Origin of the sequence: Pseudomonas fluorescens, from assembly GCF_001902145.1 — a bacterium.
Lineage (GTDB): Bacteria > Pseudomonadota > Gammaproteobacteria > Pseudomonadales > Pseudomonadaceae > Aquipseudomonas > Aquipseudomonas fluorescens_BV.
Genome location: NZ_MRST01000015.1, coordinates 148,383 through 167,817, shown reverse-complemented (window position 1 = coordinate 167,817; position 19,435 = coordinate 148,383). Strand labels below are relative to the sequence as shown.

11 protein-coding genes are annotated in these 19,435 nt (G+C 60.4%); 8 read left to right on the top strand and 3 right to left on the bottom strand.

All coding sequences use genetic code 11. The features are described 5' to 3' along the window. Nucleotides 1-279: 279 nt before the first annotated feature. Nucleotides 280-1,227 carry a LysR family transcriptional regulator gene (locus tag BUE92_RS03355; RefSeq protein ID WP_073521916.1) on the bottom strand — a complete coding sequence of 316 codons (948 nt, stop codon included), beginning with the start codon at nucleotides 1,225-1,227 and terminating at the stop codon, nucleotides 280-282. A gap of 133 nt (nucleotides 1,228-1,360) precedes the next feature. On the opposite strand from BUE92_RS03355, the gene BUE92_RS03350 reads away from it, so the two are divergent. The 8 genes from BUE92_RS03350 (at nucleotide 1,361) to BUE92_RS03315 (ending at nucleotide 15,732) form a co-directional block, all read left to right on the top strand. Next, entirely contained in the window at nucleotides 1,361-2,878 is a 1,518-nt protein-coding gene (locus tag BUE92_RS03350; RefSeq protein WP_073521915.1) for a CoA-acylating methylmalonate-semialdehyde dehydrogenase, read from the top strand. A 15-nt stretch (nucleotides 2,879-2,893) separates the two neighbouring features. Continuing rightward, nucleotides 2,894-3,781, top strand: a complete 888-nt coding sequence (mmsB, locus tag BUE92_RS03345; RefSeq protein ID WP_073521914.1) for a 3-hydroxyisobutyrate dehydrogenase — start codon at nucleotides 2,894-2,896, stop codon at nucleotides 3,779-3,781. Between the two features lie 928 nt (nucleotides 3,782-4,709). Continuing rightward, a complete protein-coding gene (locus BUE92_RS28440) occupies nucleotides 4,710-6,752 on the top strand; it encodes an Ig-like domain-containing protein (RefSeq protein WP_178380676.1) in 2,043 nt (680 codons plus the stop codon). A gap of 605 nt (nucleotides 6,753-7,357) precedes the next feature. Continuing rightward, entirely contained in the window at nucleotides 7,358-9,844 is a 2,487-nt protein-coding gene (locus BUE92_RS03335; protein WP_256673933.1) for a BapA/Bap/LapF family large adhesin, read from the top strand. Between the two features lie 187 nt (nucleotides 9,845-10,031). Next, nucleotides 10,032-11,429 carry a TolC family outer membrane protein gene (locus BUE92_RS03330; RefSeq protein ID WP_073521913.1) on the top strand — a complete coding sequence of 466 codons (1,398 nt, stop codon included), beginning with the start codon at nucleotides 10,032-10,034 and terminating at the stop codon, nucleotides 11,427-11,429. After that, nucleotides 11,426-13,609 carry a type I secretion system permease/ATPase gene (locus BUE92_RS03325; protein WP_073521912.1) on the top strand — a complete coding sequence of 728 codons (2,184 nt, stop codon included), beginning with the start codon at nucleotides 11,426-11,428 and terminating at the stop codon, nucleotides 13,607-13,609. The genes BUE92_RS03330 and BUE92_RS03325 overlap by 4 nt, the downstream gene beginning before the upstream one ends. Before the next feature lie 50 nt (nucleotides 13,610-13,659). Further along, complete coding sequence (locus tag BUE92_RS03320; protein WP_073521922.1) at nucleotides 13,660-14,826, top strand: HlyD family efflux transporter periplasmic adaptor subunit; 1,167 nt, start codon at nucleotides 13,660-13,662, stop codon at nucleotides 14,824-14,826. A 9-nt stretch (nucleotides 14,827-14,835) separates the two neighbouring features. After that, on the top strand, nucleotides 14,836-15,732 hold the full coding sequence (locus BUE92_RS03315; RefSeq protein WP_371915179.1) for an alpha/beta hydrolase family protein: 897 nt from the start codon (nucleotides 14,836-14,838) through the stop codon (nucleotides 15,730-15,732). A 141-nt stretch (nucleotides 15,733-15,873) separates the two neighbouring features. On the opposite strand, the gene BUE92_RS03305 is transcribed toward BUE92_RS03315, so the two are convergent. Then, on the bottom strand, nucleotides 15,874-18,756 hold the full coding sequence (locus tag BUE92_RS03305; RefSeq protein ID WP_256673932.1) for a Mur ligase family protein: 2,883 nt from the start codon (nucleotides 18,754-18,756) through the stop codon (nucleotides 15,874-15,876). 399 nt (nucleotides 18,757-19,155) lie between these two features. Then, entirely contained in the window at nucleotides 19,156-19,356 is a 201-nt protein-coding gene (locus BUE92_RS28675; protein ID WP_073521909.1) for a hypothetical protein, read from the bottom strand. Nucleotides 19,357-19,435: the final 79 nt, after the last annotated feature.

Below are 19,435 nucleotides of genomic sequence, written 5' to 3'. Positions count from 1 at the left end.
GCGGAAGCATCATTTTCAGCAGCGCAGCTTTACGTTCTTCTGAGTAGAAAGGCATGACCATACTCTTGCCGCCCCCGGAATGCTTTTCAAAAAGCGGGGGACACGACAACTACCCTGACACCGGGGGAGCAGATCAAGATCAAGAGCGACTCGCTTCGCATCGTGGTTACCGTCGGCTGCTACAGCCTACAAAGTTGTGTAGATACCTATGCTGCGATAGCGGTGCATCAGGTTAAACATCTGGAGCTGACCCACCGCTATCGCAGGCAAGCCACACATTTAGTCCGCAAACCGCATTTCCAGCGTCTGCCCCATCAACAACCCCTGATTCTGCTCCGTCACCTCCCTGATGTAATCCCACAACAACGTGATCCGCTTCAACTTCCTCAAATCCTCCCGGCAGTACATCCAGAACTGCCGCGTAATCGCAATCTGCTCCCCCAGCACCGGTAACAAGCGCGGGTCCTGCGCCGCCAAAAAACACGGCAATATCGCCATCGACCGGCCTTGCTGCGCCGCCACGTACTGCGCGATCACGCTGGTACTGCGCAAACTTGCGCTGGCGCCGGGCACGACGTTGGCCAGGTACAGCAACTCTGAGCTGAAGGCCAAATCATCCACATAGCTGATAAACGGATGCTCGGCCAAATCCGCAGGTTTGCCGATCGGCGGGTGTTGGTCGAGGTAGTCCTGGGTGGCGTAGAGCTGCAGCTTGTAGTCGCACAGTTTGCAGCACACATACGGCCCGTGTTCCGGGCGTTCCAGGGCGATGACGATGTCGGCTTCACGCTTGGACAGGCTGATGAAGTGGGGCAGGGGCAGGATATCCACCGAGATCGCAGGGTAAGTGTCGACAAAGTGGCTCAGTTGCGGGGTGACGAAGAAGCTGCCGAAGCCTTCGGTGCAGCCCATGCGCACATGGCCGGACAGCGCCACGCCGGAGCCGGAGACTTGCTCACAGGCCATGTGCAGGGTGCTTTCGATCGACTCCGCGTAGCCGAGTAAACGCTGGCCCTCGGTGGTGAGCACGAAGCCGTTGGTCCGGGATTTTTCGAACAGCAGCGTGCCGAGGGACACTTCCAGAGAGCTGATGCGCCGCGACACGGTGGTGTAGTCCACCGCCAGGCGCTTGGCGGCCACGCTGGCCTTGCGGGTGCGGGCTACTTCGAGGAAAAACTTCAGGTCATCCCAGTTCAGGGCGCCCAGGGAGGTGATGTTTTTTTGCATATTAGACCGGCTTTTATGTGCGTTCTTATTAGAGATTTGCACATCTATACTCCAAAAACAGTCCGAACGCCTCATTCTTCAAGGCGATTCAACGCCTTGGTTCTCTGCATAACTACAAGATTCTGGAGACCACATGAACGCATCTGCCGATATTTCCGTGCAACAGGTCAAGTTGCTGATCAACGGCGAGTGGGTCGAGTCCAAGACCACCGAGTGGCAAGACATCGTCAACCCCGCCACCCAGCAAGTGCTGGCCAAAGTCCCGTTTGCCAGCGCCGATGAAGTCAACGCCGCCATCGATGCCGCCCACCGCGCCTTCCAGACCTGGAAGCTGACGCCGATCGGCGCGCGCATGCGCATCATGCTTAAGCTGCAAGCCTTGATCCGCGAACATTCCAAGCGCATTGCTGTAGTCCTCAGCGCCGAGCAGGGCAAGACCATTGCCGATGCCGAGGGCGATATTTTCCGTGGCCTGGAAGTGGTCGAGCACGCTTGTTCCATTGGCACCCTGCAAATGGGCGAGTTCGCCGAGAACGTGGCCGGCGGCGTGGATACCTACACCCTGCGCCAGCCTATCGGCGTGTGCGCCGGCATCACCCCGTTCAACTTCCCGGCGATGATTCCGCTGTGGATGTTCCCGATGGCGATTGCCTGCGGTAACACCTTTGTACTCAAGCCGTCCGAGCAGGACCCGCTGTCGACGATGCTGCTGGTGGAGCTGGCGCTGGAAGCCGGTGTGCCAGCCGGCGTGCTCAACGTGGTGCATGGCGGCAAGGATGTGGTGGATGCACTGTGCACTCACAAAGACATCAAGGCGGTGTCCTTCGTCGGTTCGACTGCTGTGGGCACCCATGTCTACGACCTGGCCGGCAAACACGGCAAGCGTGTGCAGTCGATGATGGGCGCCAAGAACCATGCGGTGGTGCTGCCGGATGCCAACCGTGAACACACCCTCAATGCCCTGGTCGGTGCCGGTTTCGGCGCGGCGGGCCAGCGCTGCATGGCCACCTCGGTGGTGGTGTTGGTGGGCGCGGCCAAGCAGTGGCTGCCAGACCTCAAGACGCTGGCACAAAAGCTCAAGGTCAACGCCGGCAGCGAAGCGGGCACGGATGTCGGCCCGGTGATTTCCAAGCGTGCCAAAGCACGTATCCTGGAGCTGATTGAAAGCGGTGTGAAGGAAGGCGCCAAGCTGGAGCTCGATGGCCGCGATATCAAGGTGCCGGGCTTTGAGCACGGCAACTTTGTCGGCCCCACCCTGTTCTCGGGCGTGACCACCGACATGCGCATTTACACCGAGGAAATCTTCGGCCCAGTGCTGGTGGTGCTGGAAGTCGACACCCTCGATGAGGCCATTGCCCTGGTCAATGCCAACCCGTTCGGCAACGGCACGGGCCTGTTCACCCAGAGCGGTGCGGCGGCGCGTAAATTCCAGAGTGAAATCGATGTGGGCCAGGTCGGCATCAACATTCCGATCCCGGTGCCAGTACCGTTCTTCAGCTTCACCGGCTCGCGCGGTTCCAAGCTTGGCGACCTGGGCCCGTACGGCAAGCAAGTGGTGCAGTTCTACACCCAGACCAAAACCGTCACCAGCCGCTGGTTCGATGACGATACGGTCAACGATGGCGTCAACACCACCATCAACCTGCGCTGAACCTGGGAGACGACCATGAAGATTGCATTTATCGGCCTGGGCAACATGGGCGCGCCCATGGCCCGCAACCTGATCAAGGCTGGGCACGCGCTGAACCTGTTCGACCTGAACCAGGCGGTACTCAAGGAACTCGCCGAACTGGGCGGCACCATCAGCAGCTCACCGCGTGATGCGGCCCAAGGTGCCGAACTGGTGATTACCATGCTGCCGGCCGCCGCCCACGTGCGCAGCGTGTGGCTCAATGACGACGGCGTGCTCGCGGGCATCGGCCAAGGCGTGCCGGCGGTGGATTGCAGCACCATCGACCCGCAAACCATCCGTGATGTAGCGGCAGCAGCGGCGAAACAAGGCGTGGCTGTGGCCGATGCACCGGTCTCCGGTGGTACCGGCGGTGCCCAGGCCGGGACGCTGACCTTTATGGTCGGCGCCAACCCGGAACTGTTCGCCACCCTGCAACCGGTGCTGGCGCAGATGGGCCGCAACATCGTGCACTGTGGTGATGTCGGCACCGGGCAAATCGCCAAGATCTGCAACAACTTGCTGCTGGGTATCAGCATGGTCGGCGTCAGCGAAGCCATGGCCCTGGGCGATGCACTTGGCATTGATACACAAGTGCTGGCCGGCATCATCAACAGCTCCACCGGGCGCTGCTGGAGTTCCGATACCTACAACCCTTGGCCGGGTGTGATCGAAACCGCACCATCATCGCGTGGCTATACCGGTGGGTTTGGTGCCGACCTGATGCTCAAGGATTTGGGTCTTGCGACTGAGGCTGCGCGCCAGGCGCATCAGCCGGTGATTCTCGGCGCAGTGGCCCAGCAGTTGTATCAGTCGATGAGCCAGCGAGGGGAGGGCGGTAAAGACTTCTCGGCCATCATCAATAGCTATCGCAAACCTCAATAAGGGTAAGTTCCGAGAGCCCCGTTCGGCGGGCTCTCGGAGATTGGCTTGTCTCTGCGTTCGCAGCATTTCAGGCGCCTTGCGCACCTGTGCCTCGATGTATCCCCCTAATATCTAATTCCCCTCGTGATTAACAATTTTTGCTGTCTCGCATTACGCGAGCTTCGCTGCTATATGCGCTTTTATTACTAATCAACTAACTGGTTCGCATGAGCCTGTTTAAGGTGTGTGTCGCCTTGAAATAAATTATTACAACTTTGAAAAATTGGATGGGTTTTCTCGGTTTTTGATCATTGATTCATCATGTGGAGCGCATGGGTGGAGTGATTAATTATCATGGTGTGATGATGAAAAAATAACTGATGGGCGTCATATATGTGATGAGCATGAGCGTTAAGTATGTGTGCTTAGTACCTGTTTAGTTTTCCCTTTGATGTCGGCTATTGCCTCGCTAGTATCTGGTTTGCGGGCGTTTTCAGGTGGGTATACCGCCGCAGTTTTCACCGCAGTGTTCTACTTTTTCCAGGTTGTGCAGGTGCCTTAGAAATGGCTAGCGAAAGGAAGCGGAAAGCGAGTGTTGCCGAACGATCGGCTGCTTTGGCCCAAAACGGTCAGGGACTCGACAAGACCAGTCTTATGGCTCTCCATCTCTCCCGATTGCTCGATTTGTGGGCTTGCGGGCGTACTCACTCATTGCCGGTGGCGGCGCCTTCCAGGCTTGCGAACCTGTCACATCTATCGCCGCCAGCGAGTAGCGAGTCCGAGGCCATCAACTTGCGCCTACGTGAAGAAACGGGCGTGGGTTGATCGCCACTTATTCCGAACAGTTCACCAATAACGCAAAAACAAATTCAGCGCTCGGCGGTAATCACCGTCGTGGGCATTCGCTCGCGCTGAGCTTTGTGTGTCCATACATTGAAACGGGTGAGAGATGAAAAATATAACAGTTGTTGACAAGGCGACGGGGACGACGACGGAACATGCCTTGGGAACTACCAGCCTCAAAGGGACCAGCATTGTAAAAATGCCCTTCGGGCCGGAAAGCGTTCAGTCGTTTCAACAGTCCGGGCAGAATCTGGTAGTCACGCTGAAGTCCGGTGAAACCGTCACGGTTCAGAACTTCTTTGTGGTGGGCGCCGACGGTGCGAAGAACCAACTGGTGCTGGAAGGTGCAGACGGTACTTTGCTGCTTGGCAACTATTCCACGCCTTATTCGGGTTTCACCTTCACTGAAATTTCGACCCTCGACGACCTGGGTGTGGCCGCCATCGCCGCAGACAGTTCCATCCCGAGCTGGGTGCTGTGGGGATTGGGGATACTCGCCGTGGGCGGTGCTGCTGCGGCAATGAGCGGCGGCGGCGGCGGCGGCGGTGGTAACGATTCACCGCCAGCCGCTCCGGGAGCCGCGAGCGGTCTGGCCGTCAACAGCGCTGGCACGCTCCTCACCGGTAAAGGCCAGGCCGGTACGACGGTAACGGTCAAAGATGCTGCGGGTAATGTGCTTGGCACCAGCACCGTCGGCGCAGATGGCAATTTCCAGGTCAATCTGGGCACACCGCAGACCAACGGTGAAACGCTGCAAGTCACCCTCAAGGATGCCTTGGGCCAAGTCTCGCCGCCTGCGACCGTTGTCGCTGGTGACACCACCGCACCCGCCGCCGCTTCGGAGTTGGAGGTCAGCCCTGACGGTTTGACCGTCAGCGGTAAGGGCGAACCCAATTCCACCGTCACCATCAGCGATGCTGCCGGTAATGTGATTGGTACCGGCAAAGTGGGTGCCGATGGCAGCTTCCAGATCGACCTGAGCACGCCGCAGACCAATGGTGAAACGCTGCAGGTCACCCTTACAGACGCAGCAGGCCAGGTGTCGCCGCCTGCGACCGTTGTCGCTGCTGACACCACGGCGCCGGCCGCCGCTTCGGAGTTGGAGGTCAGCCCTGACGGTTTGACCGTCAGCGGTAAAGGCGAACCCAATACCGCGGTGACCATCAAGGATACCGATGGCAACGTAATCGGCAGCGGTACGGTCGGTGGTGACGGCACCTTCCAGGTCACGTTGAACACGCCGCAGACTAACGGCGAAACGCTGAGCGTCGCTCTCAAAGACGCTGCCGGCAATGAATCACCTGCCAGCCCTGTGGTGGCGGGTGACACCACCGCACCTTCTGCACCGACCGACCTGGCGTTGAGCACCGACGGCTCAACGCTCAGCGGTAAAGGCGAACCCAATACCGCAGTGACCATTAAAGATACCGATGGCAACGTAATCGGCAGCGGTACGGTCGGTAGTGACGGCACCTTCCAGGTCACATTGAACACGCCGCAGACAAACGGCGAAACGCTGAGCGTCGCTCTCAAAGACGCTGCCGGCAATGAATCACCTGCCAGCCCTGTGGTGGCGGGTGACACCACCGCACCTTCTGCACCGACCGACCTGACGTTGAGCACCGACGGCTCAACGCTCAGCGGTAAAGGCGAACCCAATACCGCGGTGACCATTAAAGATACCGATGGCAACGTAATCGGCAGCGGTACGGTCGGTGGTGACGGCACCTTCCAGGTCACGTTGAATACGCCTCAGGTTAACGGCGAAACGCTTGCTGTCGCCTTGACGGACGCTGCTGGGAATGAGTCTGTCCCGACTACCGTGGTTGCCGTTGATATTGATGATACTGACGCCGACGCCGACGCCGACGCTGATGCTGATGCTGATGCTGATGCTGATGCTGATGCTGATGCTGATGCCGACGCCGACGCCGACGCCGACGCCGACGCCGACGCCGATGCTGATGCTGATGCTGATGCTGATGCTGATGCCGACGCCGACGCCGACGCCGACGCCGACGCCGACGCTGATGCTGATGCCGATGCTGATGCTGATGCCGACGCCGACGCCGATGCCGATGCCGATGCCGATGCCGATGCTGACGCGGATGCTGAGCGATGCCGATGCCGATGCCGATGCCGATGCTGATGCCGACGCCGATGCTGATGCTGATGCTGATGCCGACGCTGACGCTGACGCTGATGCTGACGCTGACGCTGATGCCGACGCTGACGCTGACGCTGATGCTGACGCTGATGCTGATGCCGACGCCGACGCCGACGCCGACGCTGATGCTGATGCTGATGCTGATGCCGATGCCGATGCCGATGCTGACGCGGATGCTGACGCTGACGCCGATGCCGATGCCGATGCCGATGCCGATGCTGATGCTGATGCCGATGCCGATGCCGATGCCGACGCCGACGCCGACGCCGATGCTGATGCTGATGCTGATGCCGACGCCGACGCTGATGCTGATGCCGATGCCGACGCCGACGCCGACGCCGATGCCGACGCCGATGCTGACGCGGATGCTGACGCTGACGCCGACGCCGATGCCGATGCCGATGCCGACGCTGATGCCGATGCCGATGCCGACGCCGACGCCGACGCCGATGCCGATGCCGATGCCGATGCCGACGCCGATGCCGATGCCGATGCCGACGCCGACGCCGACGCCGACGCCGACGCCGATGCCGACGCCGACGCCGACGGCGACGCCGACGCCGATGCCGATGCTGATGCGGACGCCGATGCTGATGCTGATGCTGACGCCGATGCTGACGCCGATGCTGATGCCGATGCCGACGCCGACGCCGATGCTGATGCCGATGCCGATGCCGATGCTGACGCGGATGCTGACGCCGATGCTGATGCTGATGCGGATGCGGATGCCGATGCCGACGCCGATGCTGATGCTGATGCTGATGCCGATGCTGATGCTGATGCCGATGCGGATGCCGATGCCGACGCGGATGCTGATGCGGATGCTGATGCTGATGCTGATGCTGATGCTGATGCTGATGCTGATGCGGATGCTGATGCTGACGCTGATGCTGACGCCGATGCCGATGCCGATGCCGATGCTGATGCCGATGCCGATGCTGACGCCGAGCGATGCCGATGCCGATGCTGACGCCGACGCCGATGCCGATGCCGATGCCGATGCCGACGCCGATGCCGACGCCGACCTCGAAGCCTTCGACGACCTCGCCACAAGCGAAGTGACCATCAAACCCGTTACATCCAACACCAGCCTGGCCGATATGCGTGTCTTCACCCTGCTGGGTGTCGGCGGGATCATCCTGGGCGATCACACCAAGGCGCAGGAATTCTCGGTTGCCGAGGGTTCCAGTGGCACGCTGAACCTGCAGTTTGCCCAGGCGGATCTGGTGTCGCTGCTAGGCGGTGGGTTCACCGCGGTTCTGGAGGTGAGCGACGGTGCGGGTGGCTGGTTGCCGGTTCAGCAGGGCAGTAACGGTTCGGGCTTGCTGGATCTGTTGGGCCTGTTCGGTCAAAGCACCACTGCCGAGATCGAAGGGCTGCAGGCCGGGCAATACCGCTTCACGCTCAAGCTGGATCCAAACCTGGTGAGTATCGGTGCGGGTGCAACGGCGGTATTGAGCGTCACCAACGACAGCCTGACTGAGTTCACTGGCGAAGCCGGTCCCGAAGTCTCCGGCAACGTCATCACCGATCCTGGTGTTGGAGGCACCCCGGATGTGCCGGGCAACGGCGGGCCCGTCAAGGTGCAGGTCGAGGTCGGCGGTGAGTTCGTCGATGCGGACGCCACTACCGGCACGGTGCTGCAAGGCCAATATGGTCAACTGACTATTTTTGCCAACGGTGACTACAAGTACACCCCGAACGGCGATGTCGCCAACATCGGCAAAGTGGATGCGTTCGAATACCACTTGGTCAATGGTGCAGGTGGTTCTGCCGCCGCCACCTTGTATGTGCGCATCGATAGCCCAAGTGTCGACGTGACCTGGAACGCCACAGACCCATCGGCTCCAGGCACGGTCAGCACGGTTGCGAACGATGATCTGGGCTCGGCGCAGATAGCGATCGTCAACCTGGTGACAGAGGTAACCGAGCCAGCCTTGAGCTACAACCTGCCGGTTATCGGTACGGGCTCGGGCACCGGCCAAGTCATCGTGGTGGCTGCCGACTCTGTTGCAGCGTTGAAAGTCGATGTCAGTGCTTCTGGCTTGACCCTGTTGCCGTCCACCACCGTCAATCTGCAAAAACTGATTGCTGGTGTTTGGGAAACGCAACAGACCACCACCCAGGCGTCGCATACGTTCACCGGGCTGGACGCCGGTTCGTATCGGGTCACCGCATCCACAGGTTCGGTGCTGTCATTGTCGACCATCACGGTGGCTCAGACCTTGACCACCACCTTCACCACGCAATTTGTGGCCGGTGAAATGACCAACGCCACCGGCGACCTGTTGGCTGGCAGCCTGGCCGGGCCAGATGTGCTCGGCTCGCCATTGACGGTGTTGAGCGTGCTGGTGGCCGGGGCCTACGTGGTACCTGGGCAGACGGGGGCGAAAGTCGTCGGTGAACACGGCACGTTGACCGTCTTTGCCGATGGTAAATACGTCTACACGCCGGATGCCGGCCTGACGCTGGATGAGATTGGCCAGGTGGATAAATTCACCTACAAACTCACCACGCCGACGGGGCAGGAAGAAATCGCAGACGTGTACATCCGCATCGACTCGCCAGACCGTGACTTGGTCTGGGACGACGCCAACCCGGGCGCGCCTGCCACTGAGGGCGCCGGCTTTGCCGCTACCCTCGGGGCGGTGGAACAGCCCGCGGATGACGCCGCCAACGTTGATGCGCAGCACCACGATGCCGTGGTGGTTGATGACACCGACTTCACCCACGTCGATGCCGGCGCGGGTGCAAACGGGTTGCTGTGGGAAGGGGGGGATGCCGCCATTAACCTCACCGACCTGATCGGCAAAGTCAGCGATGTGCACAGTATCGACCTGAACGATATCAGCGCGGTTGACCTGACGTTGAGCCTGGAAGACCTGGTGTCCATCACCGGGCCTGAGTCGGAGCGCTTGATGATCCACGGCGACGATCAGGACAGCGTGCACCTGACCGGCGACTGGACTGGCGGTGTGACGCAAGTAGAGAACGGTCTGGAGTACGTGATCTACACCAGCCCGGAAGATCAGGCCCATCAGCTGTGGGTACAAAGCGGCATCAACGTGGTGTAGCGCCACCTCCCGACAACCGGGCAGCAATGCCCGGTTTTTCTCACCAACGAGCGTGCAGCGATGGATCGTGACTGATGCCAGTCACGGTTCGTTGTTGTCCCCATCCGGTTTGACAATAGTCAGGTGACTTGCAGTGAGGCATAAGAGTTTGGCCAACCAACTGTCTGCCACGGTTCTGGCAGCCGCAATGATCGCGCCAGGGATTGAGCCGGTCATGGCCACGTCGCTTTTCGACGATGAAGAACCCGTCAACATCATCAGCCCCAGCAACCTGGGCACGAATTTACCGGGAGGGCCAACGGGCGTCAGCGCACCGGTGGCACCCCAGCGCAACATACCGAGCAACCTTGACCTCATGCGCGCCATTCAGTTGGCCGTAGAGTGGCACCCGGCAATTGCCGAGGCGATCGGACAGCTGTACCAACAAAACGAGAACGTGAACATCGCCCGTTCCGGCTATTACCCGCAAGTCAGCGGCGGCTTCAACTCGGGCTACGACAGCGGCTTGAGTGGCAATGGCCAAAGCCGAGCGTTTTCGTTGTCGGCGTCGCAGATGCTCTATGACTTCGGCAAGGTTTCCAGCTCCGTGGACAGCGCACTGGCGCGGGTCAGCGGTAGCCAGGCGGCGATCCTGTTGTCGATTGACCAGGTGGCCCGCGACACCTCGTTTGCAATGATCGAACTGCAACGCTCGCAACGCCTGGTGACCGTGGCCCGCGAGCAGATCGAGGGCATTTCGGCGATTGCCGAATTGGCCAAAAAACGCAGCGATATGGGCGCCAGCACCCGTTCCGATCTGATCCAGGCCCGCTCGCGGGTCGAGGCGTCAATGGCGACCCAAATGCAGTTCACCGCGCAATTCAACCGCTGGCGCAGCACCTTGAGCAGTTTGCTCGGGGCCCAGTCGCCGGTGAACGTGACCAGCGATTTTCCTGCCAGCCTGGAACAGTCCTGCGTGGGCGTGGTACCCGATGCAGCAGTCACGCCAACGTTGCTGATCGCCCAGGCTCAGCGGGTCGATGCCCTGGCACTGATTGCACAGGCGCGTGCCGAAGCCTTGCCCACGGTGTCGCTGGACCCGTCCATCACGCACTACCTGGACAACAACGACGAGAGCAACCTGCCCGGCGGCCGCGATCGCACCCGTTATGGCGTGTTTCTCAACGTGAAGATGCCGCTGTACCAGGGCGGCGCAATCACCGCGCGCAAAACCGCGGCCCAACAGGCGCTGCGCTCGGCCGAGGCGGCCAACGACGCCGCGCGGCTTGCCGTTCGCCAAGGCTTGCTCGAAGCCCGCGACCAGATCTCAAGCCTGTCGCAACGTCTGTCGACCCTGGATTTTCGTGAGCGCAGCATCTCCGAAACCCGTGACCTTTATCGCCAGCAATATCTTGAGCTGGGGACACGGCCGTTGCTCGACTTGCTCAATGCCGAGCAGGAAATCCACCAGGCGCGCATGGATCGGGAAAACACCGCGGCTGACCTGCGTCGCCTGAATATCGATTGCCTCTACAACACGGGCGGGCTTCGCACGGCGTTCCATTTGGACAACAGCACCCTGCAGGGTGTGGAGATTCGGCCATGAATGAAGCGGTGAAACTTGAAGATGACCTGAGTGCCGTGCAGCCTCCCCACACCCCGCCACCAACGTTCGATTACGAGGTATGGCTGGAAGCAGTTCTTGGGGTGGCTCGCCATTACCGCCTGGAGTGTTCAGCGCAAAGCGTACGCCTGGCAGCCCAATGGAGCGACAGCGCGTCGGTGGAAGACGTGGTGCGGCGTATGGCGCGTCAGGCCGGGTTGAATTGCGTGATCGGCGACTTTTGCGCCTCGACCCTGATGCAGCGCCAGTTGCCGCTGGTGGTGCAGTTTGCGGACGGGCAGGTCGGTGTGCTGGAGCTCATCGGTGAGGATGACAGCATCGGCATCGCCTACAGCGGTGATGGCGGTTTGCAAAGCCGTCTGGGCCGCCGCGAATTGCTTGAACAGGCACGCAAGACGGTGATCTTGCGGCCAATGCGCGCGGTGCGCGACACGCGCGTCGACGACTACATCAAGCCGTACCAAAAGAACTGGTTCAGCGCCATCGTGCTGCGCGACCTGCGGCCGTATGGCTACGTGATGCTGGCGTCCCTGGTCACCAGCGTACTTGGCCTGGCCGGGGTGCTCTTTTCCATGCAAGTGTATGACCGCGTCATTCCTGCCGAATCCATGCCCACCCTGTATGTACTGTTCGGCGGGGTGATGTTGGCGCTGGTCTTTGATTTCATCATGCGCATCACCCGCGTGCGCATCACCGACATGCTCGGCAAACGCGCCGACTTGCGCGTCTCGGACCTGGTGTTCGGGCACGCCATCCGCCTGCGCAACAGCGCCCGGCCCAAGTCCACGGGGTCGTTTATTTCTCAGCTCAAGGAATTGGAGCAACTGCGTGAACTGATCACCTCAAGCACGGCGACCGCGCTGGCGGACCTACCGTTTTTCCTACTGTTTCTGGTGATCTATTGGTTGATCGCCGGTCCGCTGGTGGCCGTACCCTTGGTGGCCGTGCTGTTTCTGGTGGTGCCGGGCTTGCTGGCGCAGAAAAAACTCGCGGCCTTGGCCTCCGAGTCGATGCGTGAAGGCGCGTTGCGCAGCGCGATGCTGGTCGAAACCGTACAAGGCCTTGACGACATCAAGGCCCTGCAAGCCGAGCAGCGTTTTTCGCAGCAATGGAACCATTACAACGCCACCTGTGGTGATGCCAGCCTGCGCCTGCGCCTGCTCACCAATAAATTGGTGGCGTGGAGCAACAACGTCCAGGGCTCGGTGTTTGCCGTGGTCGTGGTGTTCGGGGCGCCCATGGTCATGGCCAGCGATATGACCACCGGCAGCCTGGTGGCCGCCTCGATTCTGGCCTCGCGCATGATGGCGCCGATGTCGCAGATCACCCAGGTACTCACGCGCTGGCAGCAGGCCAAGGTGGCGCTGCAGAGTTTGAACCACATCATGCAATTGCCGGTGGACCACGCTGAAGGCAGCAAGCGCGTGCATTTACCGGTGGTGCGAGGTCACTACGTGCTCAAGCAGGCGGCCTTTCAGTATTGCGACGAAGCGCCGGTGCCGGCGTTGTTGGTGGCGGATTTGCAGATCCAGCCGGGCGAGCGTATCGCTATTCTTGGCCGTAACGGCGCGGGCAAATCGACCTTGCTGCAGGCCCTGGCCGGAATGCTCGATCTCAAGGGTGGAAACATCAGCCTCGACGGAGTTGCCCTGGGCCATATCGACCCGGCGGACGTGCGCCGGGATGTGGGGTTGATGACACAAAACTCGCGTCTGTTCCACGGCACCCTGCGTGACAACCTGATCATGGGGGCGCCCCATGCATCGGATCAGGAAATCCTCCAGGCCCTGGCGATGACCGGAGCCGGCGACTTCATCGGTAAATTCGCCGACGGCATGGACCACCTGATCCTCGAAGGCGGCCTCGGCCTCTCTGGTGGCCAGCGCCAATCGTTGCTGTTGTCGCGCTTGATCATTCGCCAACCGCATATCGTCCTGCTCGACGAGCCCACCGCGTCCCTGGACGAGGCCACCGAGCGCCAATTGATTCAGAACCTGGACCGCTGGGCGGCCCATCGCACGCTGATCATCGCCACTCACCGCATGAGTGTATTGAGCCTGGTCAACCGCATCATCGTGGTCGACAACGGCCAGGTCATCGTCGATGACAGCAAGGACAACGCCATTGCGCGGCTATCCAAACCCAAGGGGAAAAACCAGTGAAAACCCATGCGCTGAAAACAATCCCCCTGCTTGCCAGTGAAGACGAACACATCGGGCGCCCCCACGAGGCCGTGGATGACAGCACGGTGCTGCGCGCTACACGGGTGGTGGCGTGGGTTGCAGTCATGCTTGTCGCATTTGGCGCCTGGGCCTACGTGTTTGAAGTAGACGAGGTATCCACCGGCAGCGGCAAGGTCATTCCGACCTCGCGCGAGCAGATCATTCAGTCCCTGGAAGGCGGGATCGTGACGGAGCTGAATGTGGGGGAGGGCGATATCGTCAAGCAGGGGCAGGTCCTGGCCAGGCTTGATCCGACCAAGACCGAATCCAACTTCGATGAAAGCGCCTCCAAGTACCGCGCGTCCCTGGCCAGCGTGGCGCGGTTGCAGGCGGAAGTGAATAGCAAGCCGTTGGCGTTCCCAGCGGAGCTGGCCCGTTACCCGGCGCTGATCAGCGCTGAAACCGATCTGTTCAACACCCGACGCAAAGGCCTGGAGGAGTCCCTGGCCGGTGTGCGTTCTTCCCTGGGGCTGGTGCGCAGTGAATTGGAAATTACCGAGAACCTGGCCAAGGTCGGGGCTGCCAGCAATGTCGAGGTGCTGCGTCTCAAGCGCCAGAAGGCCGAGCTGGAATTGAAACTCAGCCAGGCGCGCTCCGATTACATGGTGCGCGCCGGTGAGGACCTGGCCAAGGTCAACGCGGATGTCCAGACGCTGTCGTCGGTGATGCGCGGGCGTTCGGACTCCGTAACCCGCCTGACCTTGCGCTCGCCGGTGCGCGGTATCGTCAAGGATATCGAGGTCACTACCATCGGCGGGATCATTCCTCCCAATGGGCGGCTGATGCAGATTGTGCCGCTGGATGAACAGCTGCTGATCGAGGCGCGAGTCTCACCCAGAGACATTGCCTTCATCCATCCCGACCAGGTGGCCAAGGTCAAGATCACGGCCTACGACTATGCCATTTACGGCGGCATGGACGGCAAGGTGGTGACCATTTCGCCGGACACCATCCAGGACGAAGTCAAACCGGAAGTTTTTTACTATCGGGTGTTTATTCGCACCGATGCCGACACCTTGAAGAACAAGGCCGGAAAAACGTTCTCGATTGTGCCCGGCATGATCGCCTCGGTGGACATCAAGACCGGTCAGAAAACCGTGCTCGACTACCTGATCAAACCGATGAATCGGGCACGCGAAGCGTTGCGAGAACGCTAGGGAGGCAGGGTGGGTAGAACGTTCAGCACCGGTGTACTGTTCGGCCTGGCGTTGGCCTGTGCGTCCTGTGCGCAGGCGTTCGATGACGCCAAGACCCCGCTGCGCTGGAATGCCCCCGCCGACCGCGCCACCTGCACTGAGCCAGGTTCGGCGCTGTGGGTCGAGACTGCCCGAGGCGATGCGTGCATTCGTTACTTCGCTGGCGACGCCCTGGAGCGTGCGCCCGTGGTGATTGTGATGTTTCATGGCGATCGCACGAGCGAGATGCATCGCGCGCCGCAGGCGATTGCCGGCAACACCCTGGCCGCTAAAGTCAGCCAGGCCAGGGCGCTGACCAAACGCGCGGCTGTGCCCTTGGTGATCGTGGCCCGCCCCGGTACCTACGGTTCCAGCGGCAACCATGGGCAACGGCGCCAGGCGCAGGAGTTCATTGCGCTCGATGGCGCACTGGATCAGTTGCGCGAGCGCTATGGCATTGGGCAGTTCGTGTTGCTCGGGCACAGTGGCGGCGCTACGGTCGCCGCTGCATTGTTGACGCTGGGTCGTACCGACGTGAAATGCGCGGTGATGACCTCCGGTGCTTTCTCTCTGGTGCAGCGCGCGCAGATGATCCGCCAAAGCAAAGGCCTGCCTTCAAGGCCTGGGCGTGACACCAATGGGTTGCTGCACCCTTATGACCCGGCCCGGCACATCGATGGCATTGCCGTCGCGCCCACACGGCCGCTGTATGTGATTGGCAGCCCGGACGATCAGGTTGCACCGTTTGCCCTGCAGGAAACTTTCTTCCAGGCGCTGATGCGGGCCGGGCACCAGGCGCATTTGATCAAGGCGCAGGGCGTGCCGACGGCCTTTCACCAGTTGCGCCATGACATCGGGCTGAAGACCGCCGCGCAGTGCGCGGGCTAGGCCTGATGCCAGTTGTAGGAGCGAGCTTGCTCGCGAAAAACGTCAACGATAACGCGTGCTTGCTGAATGAACGCGGCGCCTGTGAGTTTTTCGCGAGCAAGCTCGCTCCTACAAAAAAACCTTAACTGACTGGCATTAGGGCTAGGCCGGCACCGGCTGTTCGCGTGAGGTCAACCCGTCACACAGCTGCGACAACCCCGTCCCGCCCGAGCTCTTGACCATGACCCAATCGCCCGGTTGAAACCACGGGTGCGGGTCGTTCGCCAGCGCCTGGGTCAGCGCCTTGGCATTCTCGAACCATTGCACCGGCAGCTCATCACACAGCGACAGGTACAGCGCGTGCATCAACGGGCCGCACAACACTACATGCCTTGGCGCTACCGCCCGCAAAGACTCGGCCATCTCCAAGTGATAACGCTGGGCGTCGGCACCGAGTTCGAGCATATCCCCCAGCACCAGCACACGGTGTTGCGGTGGGGCGGGCACATCGATCATTGAGCGCAGGGCTGCATTCATCGAGCCCGGGTTGGCGTTGTAGGCATCGTTGATCAGTTGGAAATGACCGCCTGTGCAACTGATTGACAGGGTATTGCCACGGCCTTCGACGGGCATGAATGCGCCCAGTGTTTCCAGCGCCTGTTCGACCGCGAGCCCGCGTGCGGATAGCGCCGCCAGTACCGCCAGGGCATTGAGTGCCATGTGCTTGCCGCGTGCCTGCAGGCTGAAGCTCAACGGTTGCCCGGCGATGACTGCGTTGACGGTCACCTGAGTTTGCTCGCTGCGCCAGTCCAGCAAGCGCAGGTCCGCTTCGGGGTGTTCGCCAAAGCTGATCACGTGCAATCGGGCCACCTCGGCGGCTTCGGCGAACAGTTCGTAGTAAGGCATGTCGCGACAGAGTACGGCATGACCACCCGGGGCCATGGAGGCGAAGATCGCACTTTTTTTGCGCGCCAGGTTTTCCAGGGTACCGTGATACTCCAAGTGCGCCGGTGCGATGCCGGTGACGACGGCAACCTGCGGGCGAACCAGCGCCGAGTTGATCGGCATACGCCCGACGGCCATTTCCAGCACCCAGAATTCTGCCGGCTCAGTCATGCTCGCCAGGTTCCAGGCAATGCCATGGGGCAGGTTGGCGTTGGCTTCGGTCTGGCCCACGTTACCCCAGGGTTTCAACGCCTGTGCAAGCATTGCTACCACGGTGGTCTTGCCGAAACTGCCGGTCACACCGAACACTGTTCCACTGAAGTGCTGCCGGGCGTGGCGGCCCATCTGCAACATGGCCTCGCTGGTGTCGGCAACTTGCAATACCGGCAGCCCACTGCCCAGGTAGGGCGTCGGGTCTACACACAGGAAGGCTGACGGTCGACGTTCGGGTTTGGCCTGGGCCCAGCGTTGTGCCGATTGCGCCTCATTGGGGCCGACCCGGCTGGGATGGCGACTCAGGATCCGGTGCGGCTTGAAGAACTGCATGGAGGGTGTCAGCCCCGTTGCACGCCAGCCGGGCGGCGGTGGGGTTGCCCAAGTGCCCTGGGTTACTTGCGCCAGGGTATCAGCATCCCAGGCTCGATCCAGGCCGGTTGCGCCCTGGACCACACTGACCTGGGGGGCGCCATCGAGCAGGTAACGGTGGTAAGCGATCAGCCCGGAAAGATAGTGCTCTACATCGTCGATCCGTACCCTGAACGCGTGATGACGAATAAAGAAAGCCCCGGCGATGCGCGCAGGGTTGGCAAAATACATCGCCAGTTCCGGCCAGAAATAGCCGTTGAGCAGGTAGCGGGCACGATGATGCAACGCGCGGTAGAACGCGTGCAGATCAATCTCTTCAAGCAGGTGGCGCAGTGATGGTTGCTGGGCGATGCGCGTCAGCATCTGCTGCGCTGCCATCATCAGTTCAAGCAAGGTAGGAAAGGTGGTAATGCGTTGTTGGACGAACCCCAGGTAGCCCGCGACGTTGTTCAGGCCGAAGCGAAAATATTTTTCGTCAGGCCGATAGTGGGTCAGTTCGTTCACGCAGTAGCTGAGCCAGTGGTCATGCTCGCGCCAATGCTCTTTCTCGATGAAATAGTCGAAGGCTTTCTCCACCACGGCCAGCCAGCGCTCGTTGTGGGTCAGCCCATACAGACGGATCAACCCGAACGCGGCCTCGCCATCGTAGTAAATAATTCTAAAGGCCTCTTTTACACTCAGGTCTTGGGCATGCAACACGTGCACAAACGCCCCGCTGACAGGATCCTGCATCCAGGCCATGCCGTTGGCGAGGGCTTCAAGAAGGGGCAGGTAACGGCGAGTGCCGGTGACTTCGCTGTACTTGACCAGTGCCAGCAGGCACACCGCATTGCCGCCCAGCTTGATCTCATTGTCAGTGTCGATGAGAAACGCTGCCACGCTGCCGTTGGGCAGCAAAGAGGGCCTGATCAGCACCTCAGTGAGGTGGGTCAGCGAGCGTTCGATAGCGACCTTAAGCTGTTCATCGCCAGTCAGTGCCCAGGCCTCGATCATCGAGTAAGTGGTGCTGGCGTGACGCAGCGTGTTGTAGTTTTTGATGGTTCGGTCAAAGCATGGGAAGTAGCCGTAGATAAACTGCCCGCTGTCTTGCACCTGCTTGCTCAGGTAGCCGGATGCGCTGTTTATACAAGCCCGAACGTCATCAGGTGCAAGTGCTCCCAGGGCACGCCAGCCGGTTTGCGGCCCGCTGCTGTTGAGGGTGTTGGCGACGCCATCTTCGGCGCAGAATACGCCGGTCGTGTTGAAGGTGAACACGCGGGTTTCGGGGGCAAGCTTTGCCACAATCGCTGCGGCCTGTGGGCCGCTGAATCGCCGCTTGGCATAGGTGGCGAAGTTATTTGCATTGAAGGTCGCATGGGCAATGTCGCTGCCGCCGTACAGGATGGCATTGGCATTCAGTTCCTGTTCGGTGATTGCCAGTTGCATATCGGCATCGAATGCAAGGCCGTGCCTGAAGTAATTGCGCTTGTGACGCTTGAGGCGCTCACTGAATTGTTCCCAGGTTATTGGCGTCACGTTAAGCGCACGTTCGATGCGAATCCACGAACGATCGGTTTTATTTGTCCTTTGGAGTGCTGCCTGGGCAGAGCGACGTTCGAGTTCAAGCTCACCCAAGTGCCAGGCAGTTTCGAAGTTGTCAGCCGTAATATGAAAAACCACCGCACGGTGGGTGCTATCACTTATTGAAAAAAATAAGGTGCAGGTATGCGGGGCGTCTGATGAGCGTGTCAACTCGTTAACGTGTTTGCTCAAAAGAGTGTAGCAAGCGAGCAGTTGCTGTTTCACAGGCGATACTCTCCATGCATCATAACTTGGCGATGGCTTTGTTAATTGACGTGTTGATACGCCAAAAACGCAAACTTTCTCGCGGCAGAAGTTATTGTCAGTACGTAGGCTGATGTCCAGATTTATATATCAGGAATACATCGAAGAGTCTCCCTTTGCGGGCTCTCGAACAGGGGTTATAACGGGGTTTTCGTGTTGTTGAAGGTGGTCGCGAATCAGCTTGCGAATGACCTGAGAAATAGTAAGGTCAACGTCGTTGGACAGGGACTCTAGCCGCTGCTTGGTAGGCGCGTCGATGAGGATGGTCAGGCGCGTAGTTTTATCAGGCATTTTTCTAGTCCTTTTACATACAAAAGCGCGGTCTCAACTGCCGCGGGCAGTAAGTGTTACGAGAGGTTTTGATAGCTTA

Excerpts from the sequence above, each read along its gene's own strand:
- BUE92_RS03330 (WP_073521913.1), top strand. The coding sequence starts at position 10,032 with ATGATCGCGCCAGGGATTGAGCCGGTCATGGCCACGTCGCTTTTCGAC.
- mmsB (WP_073521914.1), top strand. The coding sequence starts at position 2,894 with ATGAAGATTGCATTTATCGGCCTGGGCAACATGGGCGCGCCCATGGCC.
- BUE92_RS03350 (WP_073521915.1), top strand. The coding sequence starts at position 1,361 with ATGAACGCATCTGCCGATATTTCCGTGCAACAGGTCAAGTTGCTGATC.
- BUE92_RS28440 (WP_178380676.1), top strand. The coding sequence starts at position 4,710 with ATGAAAAATATAACAGTTGTTGACAAGGCGACGGGGACGACGACGGAA.
- BUE92_RS03325 (WP_073521912.1), top strand. The coding sequence starts at position 11,426 with ATGAATGAAGCGGTGAAACTTGAAGATGACCTGAGTGCCGTGCAGCCT.
- BUE92_RS28675 (WP_073521909.1), bottom strand. The coding sequence starts at position 19,356 with ATGCCTGATAAAACTACGCGCCTGACCATCCTCATCGACGCGCCTACC.
- BUE92_RS03355 (WP_073521916.1), bottom strand. The coding sequence starts at position 1,227 with ATGCAAAAAAACATCACCTCCCTGGGCGCCCTGAACTGGGATGACCTG.
- BUE92_RS03335 (WP_256673933.1), top strand. The coding sequence starts at position 7,358 with ATGCTGATGCTGATGCTGACGCCGATGCTGACGCCGATGCTGATGCCG.